A 16,214-nucleotide genomic window follows, 5' to 3' on the forward strand; every position below is an offset into this window, starting at 1 on the left:
AATATTTCTTAAAAATCAATATCATTTATTTCATCACCGAGATCGTCGTTGTCCTTCTTTTTCCTGTTAGAAATAAACTCTGCGCAATCGACTTCTATGGATAGATCTAAAGGTTCTTCAAACTTATCTTTGGAGATATTTAAGCTTTCGTCTTCGTAACAAGCTTTCATGTATAATCCCCAAATTGGCAATGCCATAGAAGCACCTTGTCCATAAGTCAGATTGCTAAAATGTGCAGCCCTGTCTTCTGCACCAACCCAAACTCCTGTAACCAAGTTTGGTACCATCCCCATAAACCAACCATCACTTTGATTTTGTGTGGTTCCTGTTTTCCCAGCGATAGGATTTTTGAACTCATAAGGATAGCCAGTAATAATTTCTTTATACACAGGCGTCTTTGTTGCCCAACTATGTCTTAGCCTTGTGCCTGATCCTCCTTCAGTAACACCTTGCATTAAGTTTACAGTGACATAAGCTACTTCTTCACTCAACACGTCTTTACTTTCTGGTGTTACCTGAAATAATACAGTACCATTCTTATCTTCTATACGCGTCACCATTACTGGTTTGTTGTACACGCCTTTATTAGCAAAAGTAGAATAGGCTGCTACCATTTCGTATACGCTCAAATCCGGTGTTCCGAGTGCTATAGCTGGTGTTGGTAGTATATCTTGCTCCACTCCTAAATCTTTTGCTAAATCGACAACAGGTTGTGGACCGATTTCATTCATCAGTCTGGCCGTAATGGTATTGGTAGAATTTGCAAGCGCATTTTTTAACGTCTTAAAACCACCATACTTACCGTCTGAGTTTTTCGGAGTCCAAGGTTCTGGGTTGCCATACTTGTTGGCTTCAATAGTTATCTGGGTATTTGGCATCGTATCGCATGGCGAATATTGTAATTCACTAATGGCTGCTGCATATACAAATGGCTTAAAGGTAGAGCCTACTTGACGTTTTCCTTGTTTCACATGATCGTATTGAAAGTGCTTATAGTTCATACCGCCAACCCAAGCCTTAACATGACCTGTTATTGGATCCATAGACATTAAACCTGGATGCAAGAATGATTTATAATAGCGCATAGAGTCTCTTGGCGTCATAATCGTATCAATCTCTCCTTTCCACGAAAAAATAGTCATTGGAATCGCTTTATCGAAAGACTTGACAATCTCTTCATCAGATTTTTTAAGGTCGTATTTCATCTTGCGCCAACGCTCAGATTGCCTCATGCTGCGACGCATTAAAGATTCTATTTCATTTCTATCTAGCTCTAAAAATGGTGCTGTTGGATTTCGCTTAGGTGTATTCTGGTGATCAAACTCAGCTTGTAATCTTGGCATGTGCTGTTGCACCGCATCTTCCGCATACTGTTGCATACGAGAATCGATAGTGGTGTATATCTTTAACCCATCATTATAGAGGTTGTATTTTTCACCATCTGGTTTAGGATTCTCCTTAATCCATTCTTTCATAAAGCCATCCAAGTAAGCTCTAAAGTATGTTGCGAGACCTTCTCTATGCGACTGTGGCGTGTATCTTAAATCTAATTCCGTGTTTTGTAGTGAGTCTTTTACTTCTTCAGTAATGTACTCGTACTTCTCCATTTGACTAAACACCACATTTCGCCTGTCCTTTGTCATTTCTGGTCTTCTTCGAGGGTTGAATAACGAAGAGTTTTTGAACATTCCAACTAACATTGCAGATTCTTTAACATCTAAATCTTTTGGTTCTTTATTGAAATAAATGTTTGAAGCCGAACGAATACCATCGGCATTATTACCAAAATCATAGATGTTGAAATACATAGCGATGATTTCTTCTTTGGTATATTGGCGTTCTAACCTAATGGCTATAATCCATTCTCTTACTTTTTGTAATGCTCTCGCAACTTTACTTCTGGATACTTGAACGGTAAATAGTTGTTTTGCTAATTGCTGAGAAATAGTACTGGCTCCTCCACCTCGACCCATTTTGAATAATGCTCTTAGCGTTCCTCTTGCATCAACACCAGCGTGGTCATGATATCGAATATCCTCTGTGGCGATTAACGCATTGACCAAGTTTTCTGGCAAATCTTCATAAGCTATAGGAGTTCTATTGTCATTGAAATAGAATTTAGAAATCAATTTCCCATCAGAAGAAATAACTTCCGAAGCTAAGTTTGTTCTTGGGTTTTCCAATACAGTATGATCTGGCATTTCTCCTAAAAGCCCCCAAGATGCTAATAAAAACAAAAGCAATAATCCTAAAATTCCACTGCTGAATGTAATCCAAAACCAACGAATGTGTTTTGAAAAATCTAATGACTCAGTCTTTTTTGATTTGGTGCTTTTCTTCGCCATAATTAGTTACTTTTTATAGATTCTACTCTAAATCCTACATCTGTAATGCCTTCGAGATTTTCTACGCCATCTACTTTTCCATTCTCTCTCATGGCATGTTGTATGTTAATGGTATATTCTCCAGTTTCGTTAAACACAAATGGAGATTCGTACCCTTTGTACCACAATTTATTTTCTTTAACATCAGAAAAACCAGTTCCAAGAAGTGTCCCATCTGGTGCAGCCATTTTGTATTTCAAAGTGTCTTTTATTGCTTTACCATTTGGGTAATTGAGCTCTACAATAAGAAACAGATTATTGAATCTGTAATCATTATTGTTTCTAATATTCACGTACAAATTATAGGCTTGGGTAGAGTCTGGTGGTGTCATAGAGAACGAAACAACCTCATCTTTGTGCCATTTGTTTGGAAACGATTCATATGCATCAAAAATCTGATTGGAGTCACACGCAAAACACACTAAAAGTAATGATATGATCCAGCTATTTTTTTTGAGCATTGTTTCTAGGCTTTCTGTTTCTTCGTTGTTTCCCTCTATTATTTCTACGTTTATTCTTACGTTTTGGACTATCAAATCTTGTTAAACTGTCTTGTCCAACAACGTTTTCGAATTCTGCTTTATTATCTTCTATGAGTTCTGAAGCGTATTCTTCGAGGCTAGCTACGGGCTCGTTATTGTTATTACAATCAATGATTTCGTTGGCTTGATCTTTAGTAATTTTATGCCAATTCATCCATTCGCCTTCATAAGCATACCACATCACACCTTTAAAAATATCTGTCTTTTGACAAACTGCTATGCCTTTCTCTGTTTTAAGCTTTATATCTGTTTTTGGAAAGTCTTGAAGTGCATCTAGATAAGTGTCTAGCTCATAGTTTAAACAACATTTTAGCTTACCACATTGTCCAGCAAGTTTCAAAGGATTTAATGATAATTGCTGATATCTTGCTGCCGATGTACTTACCGATCTAAAATCTGTAAGCCATGTTGAGCAACATAGTTCTCTACCACAAGATCCAATGCCTCCAAGTCTAGCTGCTTCTTGTCTAAAACCAACTTGTTTCATTTCAATCCTGGTCTTAAACTCTCTTGCAAATACTTTTATAAGCTCTCTAAAATCGACACGCTCTTCTGCGGTATAATAAAAGGTCGCCTTACTACCATCTCCTTGATATTCGATGTCTGAAATCTTCATTTCGAGATTCAAATCGATTGCAAACTGACGTGCTTTGACCTTCATTGGTTCTTCTTTATCTCTAGAAGTAGACCAAACGTCAATATCTCGTTGAGAAGCTTTTCGGTAAATTTTAAGTACTTTTTCGGAATCGTCAATGTCAATGCCTTTGCGCTTCATCTGCACACGAACCAGTTCCCCAGCAAGGGTAACCATTCCGACGTCGTGGCCTGCTTTGGCTTGGGTTGCTACGATATCGCCTATGCTTAGACTAAGATTCTCGTTATTCTTGTAGTATTGTTTTCTTCCGTTTTTGAAACGAACTTCTATCCCCTTGAATGGCTCTTCACCATTTGGAAGCGACATGTTAGACAGCCAATCAAAAACAGTAAGTTTATTACAACTGTCCGATCCGCAAGTCCCATTATTTCTACATCCTTTTGGTGTTCCGTCTTTACCAGTTGCGCAACTGTTACAACTCATGTAATATATATCATTAGCTCGAAAACCTCTCGGTTTTTCGACTCTTGTTCATAATTTATCGATTGGTAAAGATAAAATTATTTAGGGACTTATGATTTATGAATTTTTATTGAAATGAGACTTCCTGTTTGAGCATGAATCTTTTTTAATTCAACTCAATTTCATAATTCAAATTATTGGACGTTGTTGGTAAGTTTCGTTGGGACTTAAAGATATTACTGAACAATAATTTTCCCCAGCCTATTTGTTTTGCAAAGCTATTGAACGTTTGGGTTTTGTAATCAAAACCGTCTTTCCAAAAATGTTGTGGAGACACATAGCAAAAGGCATATTCGTAAACGTAACCCGATTTGTTTTCAGCCTTAAGATTAGAAATGCTGTTAGGCGCCAAAAGCGTAATATTATTCTCCTTACAGTTTTGCTTTATTTTCGGAATTAATGCTTCGTAATCTTCATATAATGTTGAAAGGTCAAAATCATTGTATTCTGTATTTCCAATTTTTTGAATTGGTCTCAGTTGAAGAATATCAAAACTATCGCCTTTGAAAAACGTAAAGAAGTCTGATAGCTCATGGAAATTGTCTTTATTGAACGTGTAATTGATTCTTACCTTAAAATCAAATTCATTTTTAAGCTTTGCAAAAGCATCCAGTGTTGCATGAAACTTTTCATAAGACGCTTTTTTCATGAAGTTTTCATAAGTCTCTTTGGTAACACCATGTAGGGAAATGGTGAACTCATTCAATCCTGCTTCTAATAACTCTCTTACCTTGTCCTCGGTAAGTAAATTGGCATTAGTCGTCATGGAAATGTAAGGCACTTTGTACTGCTTCCCTAAAGCAATAATTTGTGGTAGTTTTTTATAGAGTGTTGGTTCTGTACCACAGCCCACTTGTAGTTTTAAAGCGCGTTTGAAAATTGCTTTTGCTACTTGGTCCAATTCTTCTTCTTTGAACTGCCCCTTGAGGGTTTTTACAAAATCAGCATCTGTAAAATAGCACATTTTGCATCGCAGATTACAGGCCAATACAGGGTCTAAATTCACCGCGAGATAACGCTTGTTGAATTTGTGTAACAGGTACATACCAAAGAACTTAATTCTATGGTTTTTAATGAGCCTGTTGAGTTGTAAGAGCCTATAAACGTTCACTAATCCGCTTTGTGTTTTAGTGTTTCAAATATATTCCTTAAGTCCTTCTTGTAGGGTAAATGATCTGCTCTTCCTTTCTTAAAGATATCATTGCTATTGCCTTGCCCTTTTCTTAGTGCTTTTTGTTCTTCATAAGGTAATTCATGAATCTCTTTACAATTTGTAGAACAGCAATTATTCATCTCTTCTTTACACTTTTCACACTGAATGAACAACAAATGGCATGCATCATTAGCACAATTTGTATGTGTGTCGCAAGGCGCTCCACATTGATGGCATTGTGCTATAATATCTTCACTAATACGCTCGGATCTTCTTTCGTCAAAGACAAAGTTTTTTCCAATAAATTTATTCTCTAGATTTTTATCGTTTACTTGTCTTGTGTATTCAATAATTCCGCCTTCGAGCTGAAATACATTTTTAAATCCTTTGTGTTTAAAGTAAGCACTTGCCTTCTCACATCTAATTCCTCCTGTGCAGTACATCACTAAGTTCTTGTCTTCCTTGTGCTCTTTTAAATCATCTTCGATAATTGGTAATGATTCTCTGAAGGTATCTACGTCTGGAGTAATTGCATTCTTAAAATGTCCTATTTCACTTTCGTAATGGTTACGCATATCTACAAGAATGGTGTTCTCGTCTTCTATAAGTTCGTTGAAGCGTTCAGCCTTTACATGAACTCCTTTATCAGTAACATCAAAAGTATCATCTTCCAAACCATCTGCTACGATCTTGTCTCTAACTTTAACTTTCAGTTTAAGGAAAGACATGTTGTCTTGCTCAATGGCAATGTTGAGTCTAATACCATCTAGAAAATCAATAGAATATAGATGATTCTTGAAGTCTTCGAAATTCTCCGCAGGAAGCGATAATTGAGCATTAATCCCTTCTTTAGCAACATAAATTCTTCCCAAAACATCTAATGCGTTCCAGGTAATGAATAATTGATCTCTAAATTCTTTAGGATTTTTGATATGCGCGTATTGGTAGAAGGAAATGGTTAATCGATCTTTTCCAGCTTTTTCGATTAATTCTGCTCTTTCCTTAGCGCTTAATGTATTGTACAGTTGCATGCTATACTAATTTTAAGGTTAAAGGTTTATTACGTAAGATCTTTTGTTATCGATCTTTGCTGGGCAAAGGTAGTATTTTAAAACTATTTAACGCTCGTAGAAATAAAAAAGCACTTTGGTGTTATCAAAGTGCTTTTTAGACTAACTCGTTATTATTAATTTTTTAATTTTTGCTTAAAAATTATATAACGAGCTAGCCACCATCGGCTTTACAGCTGCCATTTATACGTATCGCAACTGAAACACCTAATGTCGTGTTAAAAATAATTTTTCTTAAAAACTTCATAGCAAGAATTCCCAACTCTTGTTTAGTAGATGCAGAAAGTTAGAAAAGGTTGCGTCGTAAATTGTAGAACGTTAAAACTTATAGTATTTTAGCATTCAATTTTCGAATAAAAAACGTTAGATAATGAGTAGTGAAAAAGAAGCCAAATTAAAAGCACTAAAGCTTACCTTAGATAAACTAGACAAAGCATACGGAAAAGGGACTGTAATGAAGATGAGCGATGCAGCTGTAGAGGATGTTGATGCGATTTCTTCAGGGTCTTTAGGTCTGGATATTGCATTGGGAGTAGGTGGTTATCCAAGAGGTCGTGTTATTGAAATTTATGGCCCGGAATCTTCTGGTAAAACCACGTTAACACTTCATGCTATTGCCGAAGCTCAAAAAGCTGGAGGTATCGCGGCATTTATTGATGCTGAACATGCTTTTGATCGTTTTTATGCTGAAAAGCTTGGTGTGGATATCGATAATTTAATTATTTCTCAGCCAGACCATGGTGAGCAAGCTTTGGAAATTGCTGACAACTTGGTTCGTTCTGGTGCTATTGATGTTATTGTTGTTGATTCCGTTGCTGCGTTGACTCCAAAAAGTGAGATCGAAGGCGAAATGGGAGATTCCAAAATGGGATTACATGCTCGATTAATGTCCCAAGCATTAAGAAAACTTACTGCTTCTATCAGTAAGACCAATTGTACTATGATTTTTATCAACCAATTGCGTGAAAAGATTGGTGTTATGTTTGGTAATCCTGAAACTACTACTGGTGGTAACGCCTTAAAATTTTATGCTTCTGTTCGATTAGATATCAGACGTTCTACTCAAATAAAGGACAGTAATAGTAATGTCATTGGAAACAAAACCAGAGTTAAGGTTGTTAAAAACAAGGTAGCACCTCCTTTTAGAACAGCAGAGTTTGATATTATGTATGGTGAAGGTGTTTCTAAAGTAGGTGAAGTTTTAGACATTGCTGTAGATAATGAAATTATTAAGAAAAGTGGCTCCTGGTTTAGCTATGAAGACACCAAACTTGGGCAAGGAAGAGATGCCGTTAAGGCTTTGATAAAGGATAATCCAGACCTCATGGATGAGCTTGAAGAAAAAGTTCGCCAAGTGGTTTCAAACTAATATTCCTTGTCTTAAAAAACTAAATCCTGAAAAATTTCAGGATTTTTTCATTTTTTGACGCAACCTTTTGACATCTACTGTATCTATACTAATGAATATTGGTTAATTGAGTTTAAATGAAGAAGTTATTTGCCCTACTTTTTGTTATTGTTGCATTGCAATCTTGTAGTGTTGACGATGGTCAAAATTTTTATTTTGAAATTTTACCTGTCGAAGGTGTAGTTTTACCAGACGAGTTCGTTGTTGGACAAGCAGAACAGATTGTTATTACATATATTAGACCTACTGCATGTCATACATTCAACGATTTTTACTATGTCCCTGAAGAAAATCAGAGAACAATTGCAGTCGTAAACACTGTAGTAACTGGAGACTGTCCAGCTGGACTAAACCAAGAAGTAGAGGTAAGTTTTAACTTTTTACCATTAGAGAGTTTTGATAGCTATGTTTTTAGGTTTTGGCAAGGTGAAGATGACAATGGAGAAGATACTTATTATATAGTTGAAATTCCGGTGGTGCCTAATTAACCAATTAATAATATTTCAATGTGAGTTTAGAACAACTCATAAAAAGTTGTAAGAATAATGATGCTAAAGCGCAAAGTCAAATCTACAAGCTCTATGCGAGCAAGTTGTTTTCGCTATGCCTTAAGTATTCAAGAAATTATAGTGAAGCAGAAGATAATCTGCAAGATGCTTTTGTAACCATATTTAGTAAAATAAATCAGTACAAAAGCTCAGGTTCTTTAGAAGGTTGGATGAAGCGGATTGCCATTAACACAGCATTGTTAAGGTATAGAAGCGCTGGTGTTTTTGACATTATCAATGAGGATCAGATAGAAGATGTCTCTGTTGAGATTGATGATGAAGATGTAACTATCGATTTCTTGTTAAAGATTATTCAAGAGTTGCCAGACCGCTACAGATTGGTTTTCAATTTGTATGCTTTAGATGGTTATTCGCATAAAGAAATTTCAGAAATGTTATCCATTTCTACCGGAACCTCAAAATCCAATCTGGCGAGAGCAAGATTGATTTTAAAAGAAAAAATAGAACAACACAAAGCGATGTCAAACTCGCAAAGTTTATAATGAGTGACAAGAAGAACATAGACAGAGTTTTTCAGGAAAAGTTCAAAGATTTTGAACCTATGCCGAGTGATGCCGTTTGGGATAATATCCACGACAAGCTTCACAATAAAAAACGTAAACGTAGAGTAATTCCTATTTGGTGGCAATTAGGCGGTGTTGCGGCTATACTACTTTTAATGCTGACTGTTGGTGGTGTTTTCAATGGTAATGATACCGATCCAACGCTTCCGATAGTAGACAATCAAACTGAGAAAAAAGACGAATCAAATTCTAAAACAACAATAGACGACGCTAACAATAATTCTAATTCAACACAATTAACAAACGAAGATACTTCCGAGTCTAATATAGATTCTTTCGAAAGTATGGTAGATGATACTCAGGTTGCTGATAATAGTTCTGAAAACAATGACAAGACTAATTACACAAATAATCCTCAACCAAACAAACTCAATAATAATTCATCAATCAAAAAACAGAACAGTTTAGCGCAATACAATAAAGAAGACCAATCATCTTCTAAGAACACTACTAATGCGATTGCAAAAGTAGATTCTCAAAAGGAAAACAATGAGAATAATTCGGAAACGAAGAATGCTATTAAAACGAATTCTGAATTAGATGCCTTAATCAATGCATCCAAGAAAGATGATACTGCTATTACTGAGACAGAGTCTAATACCAAAGCACAAGATTCTTTGAACAATACCGAGAATGCTATTAAAGAAGATGCTGCAGAAGAATTAACTGCTCAAAAGAATGCTATAGAGGATGCTATTGCGGAGAATAAGAACGAAGACGATACAACAGATGAAAAAGAAGAAGATAAATTCAACAGGTGGAGCGTATCGCCCAACGTTGCGCCTGTTTATTTCAACACTTTAGGTGAAGGGTCTTCTATTCATAGTCAATTTAATAGCAATGCTAAAAGCGGGGACATTAACATGAGTTATGGTATTAGCGGAGGATATGCCGTCAATAAAAAGCTGAAAGTTCGCGCAGGTGTTAATAGAGTTACACTTGGATACAGTACAGATAATGTAATTGCATACTCAACATTACCTACAGCAGCAAATACAACTGTAGCACCGCAGGCTTTCCAACCAGTAAATAATCAGATAGAAAATATTTCCTTTAAAAATGACACTTTAAACACCTCGTATTTAAGTGCTCCTATCATAAGTCTTGAAAATGCCCCAGAGATTATTAAAACAAATCCAAACACATCACTAGAACAGCAGTTTGGGTTTATTGAGGTTCCTGTTGAACTTGAATACAAAGTAGTTGACAAAAAACTAGGTGTAAATATAATAGGTGGGTTCAGTACTATGTTCCTTAGTGATAATGAAATTTATGCTGTTTCAGAAGGCAATAGAACACTTATTGGTGAGGCTAATAATATAAATGAAGTAAGCTATAGTGCCAACTTTGGCGTTGGGCTTAATTACGGCGTTACAGAAAAATTAAATATTAATCTTGAACCTATGTTCAAGTATCAAATAAATACGTTCAATAATACTTCTGGTGATTTTCAACCATACTTTATTGGCGTATATACAGGCTTAAGTTTTAAGTTTTAGGTTTTTTTTAGTTGGTTAGATTAGTTATTGCAAACCTAGCAATGATGAAACGTTAAAAGCTGCTCTGTGCCAGAGCAGCTTTTAATTATTCTGATACGATTGTAATTGCTCCAGAATTAAATTTCTACAGTCCTTGTTAAGACTTTTTGTGTCTTCAATCGTTAATGTTTCAGTATTAAAAAACTTATGGATCTTTACACGCATTTGCCCTGGTCCTCCGCTAAAAAATGTGTATGAAAATCGTTTTTTATTATCCGCAAATGTCAAAGGCACGACAGGTATTTTGTGATTGATTGCCATCCTAAATGCACCATCTTTAAACTCATCGAGCATTACGGACTCATCTGGCACGCCGCCTTCAGGAAAAATACAAACACTAAGACCTTGCTTCAAACGTCTCTGCGCTCTAAGAAATACTGCCTGTCTACTTTTTGCACTACTCCTATCTACCAAAATACTTGTGCGCTTGTAAAAGAATCCAAACAATGGAATCTTGGCCAGTTCTTTTTTACCAACAAATACAAAAGGATTCTTTGTCGCTACCAACATCAGCATAATATCAGTCATAGAAGTATGATTGGCAACGAACATGTAACTCTTGTCCTTTTCGGGAGTTTGTTCCCTATCTATCTTCCAAGCAAAGCCCATACCTATCAAAATAAACTTTGCCCAAATCCGCGCTACCCTAAAAAACGAAGGATACCAAGACTCCTTTGAGATAAGAACAATAAGGATAGGAAAAAGCACTATAATCGGTATGGCTACAAGAATGTAAAACCAAATACGGTATAATGGCCAGAATATATATTTAAGGACTATCAAAACGCCTCAAAACTACTCAAATTAATCTAACAATTCTATCAAAACAATTACCTTTGTCAACGACTTTATTTAAAACCAGGTATTAATTAAAATTATCCCCTTTTTCAAGGGGAATTATTATGGCAAGAATTCTAACCGGAATACAAAGTACAGGAACACCTCACCTTGGTAATATTTTAGGCGCTATAATGCCTGCTATAGAAATGTCTACCAAGGACGATAACGATTCTTACTTATTCATTGCAGATTTGCATTCTCTAACACAAATAAAAGATGCAGAAACCCTTAGGCAAAACACCTATTCTACGGCTTCTACCTGGTTGGCCTTTGGTTTAGATATTAATAAAACTGTATTCTACAGACAAAGCGATGTGCCACAAGTGACTGAACTGGCTTGGTACCTTAGTTGCTTTTTTCCATTTCAACGTTTAACCTTAGCGCATAGTTTTAAGGACAAAGCGGATCGCTTAGAAGATGTCAATGCTGGCTTGTTTACTTATCCTATGCTTATGGCTGCAGATATTTTATTGTATGATGCCAATATTATCCCCGTTGGAAAAGACCAACTACAGCATATAGAGATGACCAGAGATGTAGCGTCTCGTTTTCATGGTAAAATGGGAGGCGAAACTTTTGTGCTACCAGAAGCACAAGTACAAGAAGCTACCAAATTGGTGCCTGGTACCGATGGCGATAAAATGAGTAAAAGTAAAGGCAATACTATCGATATCTTTTTACCAGAAAAGAAACTACGCAAAACCATAATGTCTATCGTTACAGACAGTACACCTCTAGAAGAACCAAAAGACTGGAAAACCTGTAACTGTTTTGCGCTTTATAGTTTATTAGCTTCTGAAACGCAGATTACTGAGATGAAAGCCAATTACGAACGTGGTGGTTATGGTTATGGTCATGCTAAGCAAGCGCTGTATGAGCTTATTCTTGAAACCTTTGCAACGCAACGCGAACGCTACAATCATTATATGAACAACCTCAACGAGGTGGATGATGCTTTGGCTGTTGGTGCTCAAAAAGCAAAAGTTGTTGCCGATGCTGTGCTAAAACGTGTACGAGATAAGGTTGGGTACTAGATCACCTCAAACAACTTCCCTGGCAAGGGTCTGATGACGCCTTTGAGTTCCATGTTTAAAAGCATACTTGCGACCTTAAAACTCGGAAGACTACAGTCTAGAGCGATAATATCCAATAATGCTTTGCCATTGTTTTTTAGGTAATTGTATACTAGCTTTTCATCAGCGTCTAACTCTACAAATAGCTGCTTTTGCACAACTGGTTTGGCTTTGGATTCTAATTGCCAATTCAGTAAGTACGGCACATCCATAGGGTTGGATAATAAATGTGCTTTCTGGTATTTAATCAAATTATTGCAACCTATACTTTGACTATCTGTAACTCTTCCAGGAACTGCAAATACATCTCTATTGTAGGAGTTTGCTATATCAGCTGTGACTAAGCTCCCTCCTTTTTCGGCTGACTCGATAACAATAGTTGCTTCGCTTAATCCAGCAATGATCCTATTTCGCTTCAAAAAATTGTTGCGATCAAATGTGTCTGTACTCCAGAAGTCCGTAAAAAACCCTCCATGCGTTTCCATATCTGCAACATATTTTTTGTGCACCTTAGGATAGATTTGATTAAAGCCATGCGCCAAACAGCCAATCGTCTGTAGGTTGTTTTGCATTGCAGCTTTATGCGCAGTAATGTCAGTGCCGTAAGCAAATCCTGAGACAATAACTGGGTTAAATGGTGAGAGCGCTTCAACGAGTCGTTCACAAAAAGCAATGCCGCTGGTTGTGATCTTTCGAGTGCCTACAATGCTAATAATATGCTGCTGTTTCAGGTTGACGTCACCTCTTTGAAATAGAAGAATTGGGCTATCAATACAATGCTTTAACCGTTCTGGATACGATTCTTCTTCAAAATACAAACAAGCAATGTCATTGTCTTTGATAAACTTTAATTCTTCTTCGGCATCTCTAAAATTTGATGCGTCTTTAAGGCTTTCAACAGTAAGCTTACCAATGCCATCAATCTTGAGCAAGTTGGATGGTTTTTCTTTAAAAACGGCTTCGGCTGAACCACAATGTGCAATTAATTTCTTGGCTATAATAGACCCAATTTTGGGTACGTGTTGTAGTGCTAGGACTGATTGTAGGTAGGTTTCGGTCATGGAGCTTTATAAAATGTAGCTCAATTTCGTAAAAATAAGCTGTTAATAACTAACCAAAGGTGTGTTTTATTCCGATTCAAATATTTTTATCTTTGTTTTTATGCAATTAGATACTTACATCAGCGATTTACTATATAGATACGATTGTGTTACGGTTCCTGACTTTGGTGCGTTTTTAACGCAGCGCATTTCTGCCAAAGTTCACGAAACTACAAATGCGTTTTATCCTCCAAAAAAAGTACTGTCTTTTAATGAGCAGATTCAAAATAACGATGGGCTTTTGGCGAACTATATTGCTGAAGTAGAGAAGATTCCTTTTGAGAGTGCTATCAAAAAAGTTGCTAAGCATGTCAAAGCTATTAAGGGCTACCTCATCCAGGGAGAAACGGTTAGCTATGATAACATTGGTGATTTAATGCTGAATACTGAAGGGAATATTGTTTTTGAACCGTCGTACAGTATCAATTACTTAACGGATGCTTTTGGGCTGTCTCAATTTACCTCAGGAGATATTAAACGTGAAGTTTACAAAGAAGAAGCTGAAGCTATCGAAGAAGTTGCTCCAATTGCAATAACTCCAGAAAGACGTCGTAGAAAACCTTATTTACAGTATGCTGCTGTTGGTTTGTTAATGCTAACTTTGGGAGGTTTTGGCGCCTCGCAATACTATAACAACCAGATTGAGACGCACAATCAAATGGCTCAAGAGGCTGCCAATGAGGAGTTAGACACTAAAGTGCAAGAGGCGACTTTTGTCATCAACAATCCTCTACCTGCTGTAACCTTAACTGTGGAAAAGCAAAGTGGTCGCTTTCATGTGGTTGCAGGTGCTTTTAGGGTTAAAGCCAATTCTGATAAAAAGGTAAAACAACTTCAAGATAGAGGTTACAAAGCCAGAATTATTGGTATGAATCGCTACGGGCTACACGAAGTAGTGTATTCTAGCTACGAAACCCGAACTGAGGCGCAACAAGCACTTAGAAAAATTCGTCGCGAACACAATCCTGATGCTTGGCTTTTAGTAAAAGCATTACAGTAAGATAAAATTTATTCAAAATAAGAAAAGGCAGTATTGATATACTGCCTTTTTTACTATAATCTAGTTTATCAGTATTAGTGGTGCTAAAAAATGTAGTAGTATCATTAATCTATAGTCATTTCCTAAATCTTTTCTTTTGTTCAAGATGAAGAAAGCCAGATAAATAATGTATGCAAAATTTAATATTCCAAAACTAGCTCCTAAGAATTTAATTTCCTTGTAAGTAAGCAAAATAGCAACTATTAATGTGATACAAATTAGAACATCAGATAATATTTGAAATGTTTCTCTTTTACCCTTAACTAATTTTAAAGGAAAGAAGTAAAATGATGCTAAAATCAAATAAAATGTAGCAATAGCAGATGGAATAACATCTTTACCAGATAAAAAAACTAGAATAATTCCTAAAATTATTACTGTTATGTCTAGTCTAATATATTTTAGTTTCATAAGGTAAGTTTATGATTAAAAACAGTCCCAAGCACAACTACTAGCCCATTGAGCAACATTTGAACCTGGATTTGCCAAAAACCAAGCCCAATCTACTACATTTTGTAAACTTTCATCTATTTTATACTCCATACAATCGTCAAAACATGGATCAAAAGAATTATAATCCTCTGGATCAAAATCTCTAAAACTAATACCTTCTTGACTTGTTTGTTTATAATAAACACTAAACTTAACCCACTTAAACTGTTCAATAGTAGTATTTAAATACTTCTTTCTTGATAAGTCTTCAATATTTGAATTGACAAATAGTTGGTAGTACTCTAATTTGTTGAAATAATCATTAATGCCGTCTTGAAGTAGTGCAACCATAATTTCATTAACAAAATACTGATTGAACTCATCAACTTTATTAATATCATCACTAATTGGGAGATTATTTGAGTTTTTCTTTTGCAAGATCAATTCAAATATTGCTTCCTCATAACTATTGTCATGATCCAATCTTTCAAAAAGACCAAGAACAGGCTCTCCATAACTTTCGCTATAATTAAATTTTGACATAAACCCATTAAAATCTTCTTTGAGGTTTAATGTTTCATCTTCGTTAAGCCCATCATTTGAACAAGAAATAGAAATAGATAAAATAAGGGTAAGATTGAATAGTTTAATAGCTTTTGAGAGAATTCTTCTTAAATCTTTTTCTTTCATTATTAGATATTTAAAATTAAAAATGTAAATGTATTCTTACAAATTATTGTGTGCAAGTTTATGTGCTTATTTTTGTTTATTACCTAAAAGCATTACAGTAAGATTTCTTTTTTTAGAGCAGATTACACCTTACCTTTGCAACTCATCTATTAACTATGGCTGCAAAGACTCCTACTGCATCAAAAACGATAATGACAGACTTGGTCTTACCAAGTGAAACAAATCCTATTAATAACCTCTTTGGTGGCGAATTGCTTGCGCGTATGGATAGAGCTGCAAGTATTTCCGCAAGGCGCCACTCCAGACGTATTGTGGTTACGGCTTCTGTAAACCATGTAGCGTTTAATAGTGCCATTCCTTTGGGAAGTGTGGTGACTATCGAAGCTAAGGTGTCTAGAGCGTTTAGAACTTCTATGGAAGTCTATTTGGATGTGTGGATCGAAGACAGAGAATCTGGTGAGTGTATTAAAGCCAACGAAGCGATTTACACCTTTGTAGCTGTAGATGAAAGAGGTCGCCCAGTTAAAATTCCTGAAATTACTCCAGAATCTGATTTAGAAATAGAGCGCTACAATGCTGCATTGAGAAGAAAACAGCTAAGCCTTGTCCTTGCTGGCAAAATGAAGCCTTCTGATGCTTCTGAATTAAAAGCGCTTTTTAAGGTTGATTAAACCTTTTTAATAGCTTAAGGTCTTA

At 35.9% G+C, this 16,214-nt stretch carries 16 protein-coding genes; 7 read left to right on the forward strand and 9 right to left on the reverse strand.

The features are described 5' to 3' along the window. Positions 1-8 precede the first annotated feature (8 nt). The 5 genes from NCE97_RS01195 to trhO all read right to left on the reverse strand — a co-directional run bounded on the left by NCE97_RS01195 (position 9) and on the right by trhO (position 6,227). Complete coding sequence (locus NCE97_RS01195) at positions 9-2,345, reverse strand: penicillin-binding protein 1A (protein ID WP_353777040.1); 2,337 nt, start codon at positions 2,343-2,345, stop codon at positions 9-11. Positions 2,346-2,347: 2 nt separating this feature from the next. Beyond that, the gene (locus NCE97_RS01200; protein ID WP_353777041.1) at positions 2,348-2,845 is read right to left on the reverse strand and encodes a gliding motility lipoprotein GldH; all 498 of its coding nucleotides are present in this window, start codon (positions 2,843-2,845) and stop codon (positions 2,348-2,350) included. Further along, positions 2,829-4,004 carry a PSP1 domain-containing protein gene (locus NCE97_RS01205; RefSeq protein WP_353777042.1) on the reverse strand — a complete coding sequence of 392 codons (1,176 nt, stop codon included), beginning with the start codon at positions 4,002-4,004 and terminating at the stop codon, positions 2,829-2,831. Before NCE97_RS01205 ends, NCE97_RS01200 begins: the two co-directional genes overlap by 17 nt. A 145-nt stretch (positions 4,005-4,149) precedes the next feature. Next, positions 4,150-5,154 (reverse strand): radical SAM protein, encoded by a 1,005-nt coding sequence (locus tag NCE97_RS01210; RefSeq protein ID WP_353777043.1) that lies wholly within the window; start codon positions 5,152-5,154, stop codon positions 4,150-4,152. Next, on the reverse strand, positions 5,154-6,227 hold the full coding sequence (gene trhO / locus NCE97_RS01215) for an oxygen-dependent tRNA uridine(34) hydroxylase TrhO (protein WP_353777044.1): 1,074 nt from the start codon (positions 6,225-6,227) through the stop codon (positions 5,154-5,156). Before trhO ends, NCE97_RS01210 begins: the two co-directional genes overlap by 1 nt. Positions 6,228-6,636: 409 nt before the next feature. Here trhO and recA point away from each other — a divergent pair, with 409 nt between their 5' ends. From recA to NCE97_RS01235, 4 genes are all read left to right on the forward strand, one after another. Further along, complete coding sequence (gene recA, locus NCE97_RS01220) at positions 6,637-7,635, forward strand: recombinase RecA (protein ID WP_353777045.1); 999 nt, start codon at positions 6,637-6,639, stop codon at positions 7,633-7,635. Positions 7,636-7,751: 116 nt separating this feature from the next. Continuing rightward, on the forward strand, positions 7,752-8,162 hold the full coding sequence (locus tag NCE97_RS01225; RefSeq protein WP_353777046.1) for a hypothetical protein: 411 nt from the start codon (positions 7,752-7,754) through the stop codon (positions 8,160-8,162). A gap of 20 nt (positions 8,163-8,182) precedes the next feature. Next, the gene (locus tag NCE97_RS01230; RefSeq protein ID WP_353777047.1) at positions 8,183-8,725 is read left to right on the forward strand and encodes an RNA polymerase sigma factor; all 543 of its coding nucleotides are present in this window, start codon (positions 8,183-8,185) and stop codon (positions 8,723-8,725) included. Further along, on the forward strand, positions 8,725-10,305 hold the full coding sequence (locus NCE97_RS01235) for a hypothetical protein (RefSeq protein ID WP_353777048.1): 1,581 nt from the start codon (positions 8,725-8,727) through the stop codon (positions 10,303-10,305). The genes NCE97_RS01230 and NCE97_RS01235 overlap by 1 nt, the downstream gene beginning before the upstream one ends. A gap of 81 nt (positions 10,306-10,386) precedes the next feature. On the opposite strand, the gene NCE97_RS01240 is transcribed toward NCE97_RS01235, so the two are convergent. After that, complete coding sequence (locus NCE97_RS01240; RefSeq protein WP_353777049.1) at positions 10,387-11,127, reverse strand: lysophospholipid acyltransferase family protein; 741 nt, start codon at positions 11,125-11,127, stop codon at positions 10,387-10,389. Positions 11,128-11,246: 119 nt separating this feature from the next. Between NCE97_RS01240 and trpS the strand changes: the two genes are divergently transcribed. Next, positions 11,247-12,218 carry a tryptophan--tRNA ligase gene (gene trpS, locus NCE97_RS01245; RefSeq protein ID WP_353777050.1) on the forward strand — a complete coding sequence of 324 codons (972 nt, stop codon included), beginning with the start codon at positions 11,247-11,249 and terminating at the stop codon, positions 12,216-12,218. Here the strand turns inward: trpS and dprA are convergent. Next, the gene (gene dprA, locus NCE97_RS01250; protein WP_353777051.1) at positions 12,215-13,318 is read right to left on the reverse strand and encodes a DNA-processing protein DprA; all 1,104 of its coding nucleotides are present in this window, start codon (positions 13,316-13,318) and stop codon (positions 12,215-12,217) included. The two genes, trpS and dprA, sit on opposite strands and share 4 nt — an antisense overlap. Positions 13,319-13,418: 100 nt before the next feature. Here dprA and NCE97_RS01255 point away from each other — a divergent pair, with 100 nt between their 5' ends. Then, positions 13,419-14,357 carry an HU domain-containing protein gene (locus tag NCE97_RS01255; protein WP_353777052.1) on the forward strand — a complete coding sequence of 313 codons (939 nt, stop codon included), beginning with the start codon at positions 13,419-13,421 and terminating at the stop codon, positions 14,355-14,357. 60 nt (positions 14,358-14,417) lie between these two features. On the opposite strand, the gene NCE97_RS01260 is transcribed toward NCE97_RS01255, so the two are convergent. Together NCE97_RS01260 and NCE97_RS01265 are read right to left on the reverse strand one after the other, a co-directional pair. Then, positions 14,418-14,807, reverse strand: a complete 390-nt coding sequence (locus NCE97_RS01260; RefSeq protein ID WP_353777053.1) for a hypothetical protein — start codon at positions 14,805-14,807, stop codon at positions 14,418-14,420. A 15-nt stretch (positions 14,808-14,822) separates the two neighbouring features. Next, a complete protein-coding gene (locus NCE97_RS01265; protein ID WP_353777054.1) occupies positions 14,823-15,518 on the reverse strand; it encodes a hypothetical protein in 696 nt (231 codons plus the stop codon). Between the two features lie 155 nt (positions 15,519-15,673). Between NCE97_RS01265 and NCE97_RS01270 the strand changes: the two genes are divergently transcribed. Next, positions 15,674-16,189 carry an acyl-CoA thioesterase gene (locus tag NCE97_RS01270; RefSeq protein ID WP_353777055.1) on the forward strand — a complete coding sequence of 172 codons (516 nt, stop codon included), beginning with the start codon at positions 15,674-15,676 and terminating at the stop codon, positions 16,187-16,189. Positions 16,190-16,214 lie beyond the last annotated feature (25 nt).

Source organism: Winogradskyella sp. 3972H.M.0a.05 (assembly GCF_040493455.1).
In the GTDB taxonomy this organism is placed as follows: Bacteria; Bacteroidota; Bacteroidia; order Flavobacteriales; family Flavobacteriaceae; genus Microcosmobacter.

Excerpts from the sequence above, each read along its gene's own strand:
- NCE97_RS01195 (WP_353777040.1), bottom strand. The coding sequence starts at position 2,345 with ATGGCGAAGAAAAGCACCAAATCAAAAAAGACTGAGTCATTAGATTTT.
- NCE97_RS01200 (WP_353777041.1), bottom strand. The coding sequence starts at position 2,845 with ATGCTCAAAAAAAATAGCTGGATCATATCATTACTTTTAGTGTGTTTT.
- NCE97_RS01205 (WP_353777042.1), bottom strand. The coding sequence starts at position 4,004 with ATGAGTTGTAACAGTTGCGCAACTGGTAAAGACGGAACACCAAAAGGA.
- trhO (WP_353777044.1), bottom strand. The coding sequence starts at position 6,227 with ATGCAACTGTACAATACATTAAGCGCTAAGGAAAGAGCAGAATTAATC.
- recA (WP_353777045.1), top strand. The coding sequence starts at position 6,637 with ATGAGTAGTGAAAAAGAAGCCAAATTAAAAGCACTAAAGCTTACCTTA.
- NCE97_RS01225 (WP_353777046.1), top strand. The coding sequence starts at position 7,752 with ATGAAGAAGTTATTTGCCCTACTTTTTGTTATTGTTGCATTGCAATCT.
- NCE97_RS01235 (WP_353777048.1), top strand. The coding sequence starts at position 8,725 with ATGAGTGACAAGAAGAACATAGACAGAGTTTTTCAGGAAAAGTTCAAA.
- trpS (WP_353777050.1), top strand. The coding sequence starts at position 11,247 with ATGGCAAGAATTCTAACCGGAATACAAAGTACAGGAACACCTCACCTT.
- dprA (WP_353777051.1), bottom strand. The coding sequence starts at position 13,318 with ATGACCGAAACCTACCTACAATCAGTCCTAGCACTACAACACGTACCC.
- NCE97_RS01255 (WP_353777052.1), top strand. The coding sequence starts at position 13,419 with ATGCAATTAGATACTTACATCAGCGATTTACTATATAGATACGATTGT.
- NCE97_RS01260 (WP_353777053.1), bottom strand. The coding sequence starts at position 14,807 with ATGAAACTAAAATATATTAGACTAGACATAACAGTAATAATTTTAGGA.
- NCE97_RS01265 (WP_353777054.1), bottom strand. The coding sequence starts at position 15,518 with ATGAAAGAAAAAGATTTAAGAAGAATTCTCTCAAAAGCTATTAAACTA.
- NCE97_RS01270 (WP_353777055.1), top strand. The coding sequence starts at position 15,674 with ATGGCTGCAAAGACTCCTACTGCATCAAAAACGATAATGACAGACTTG.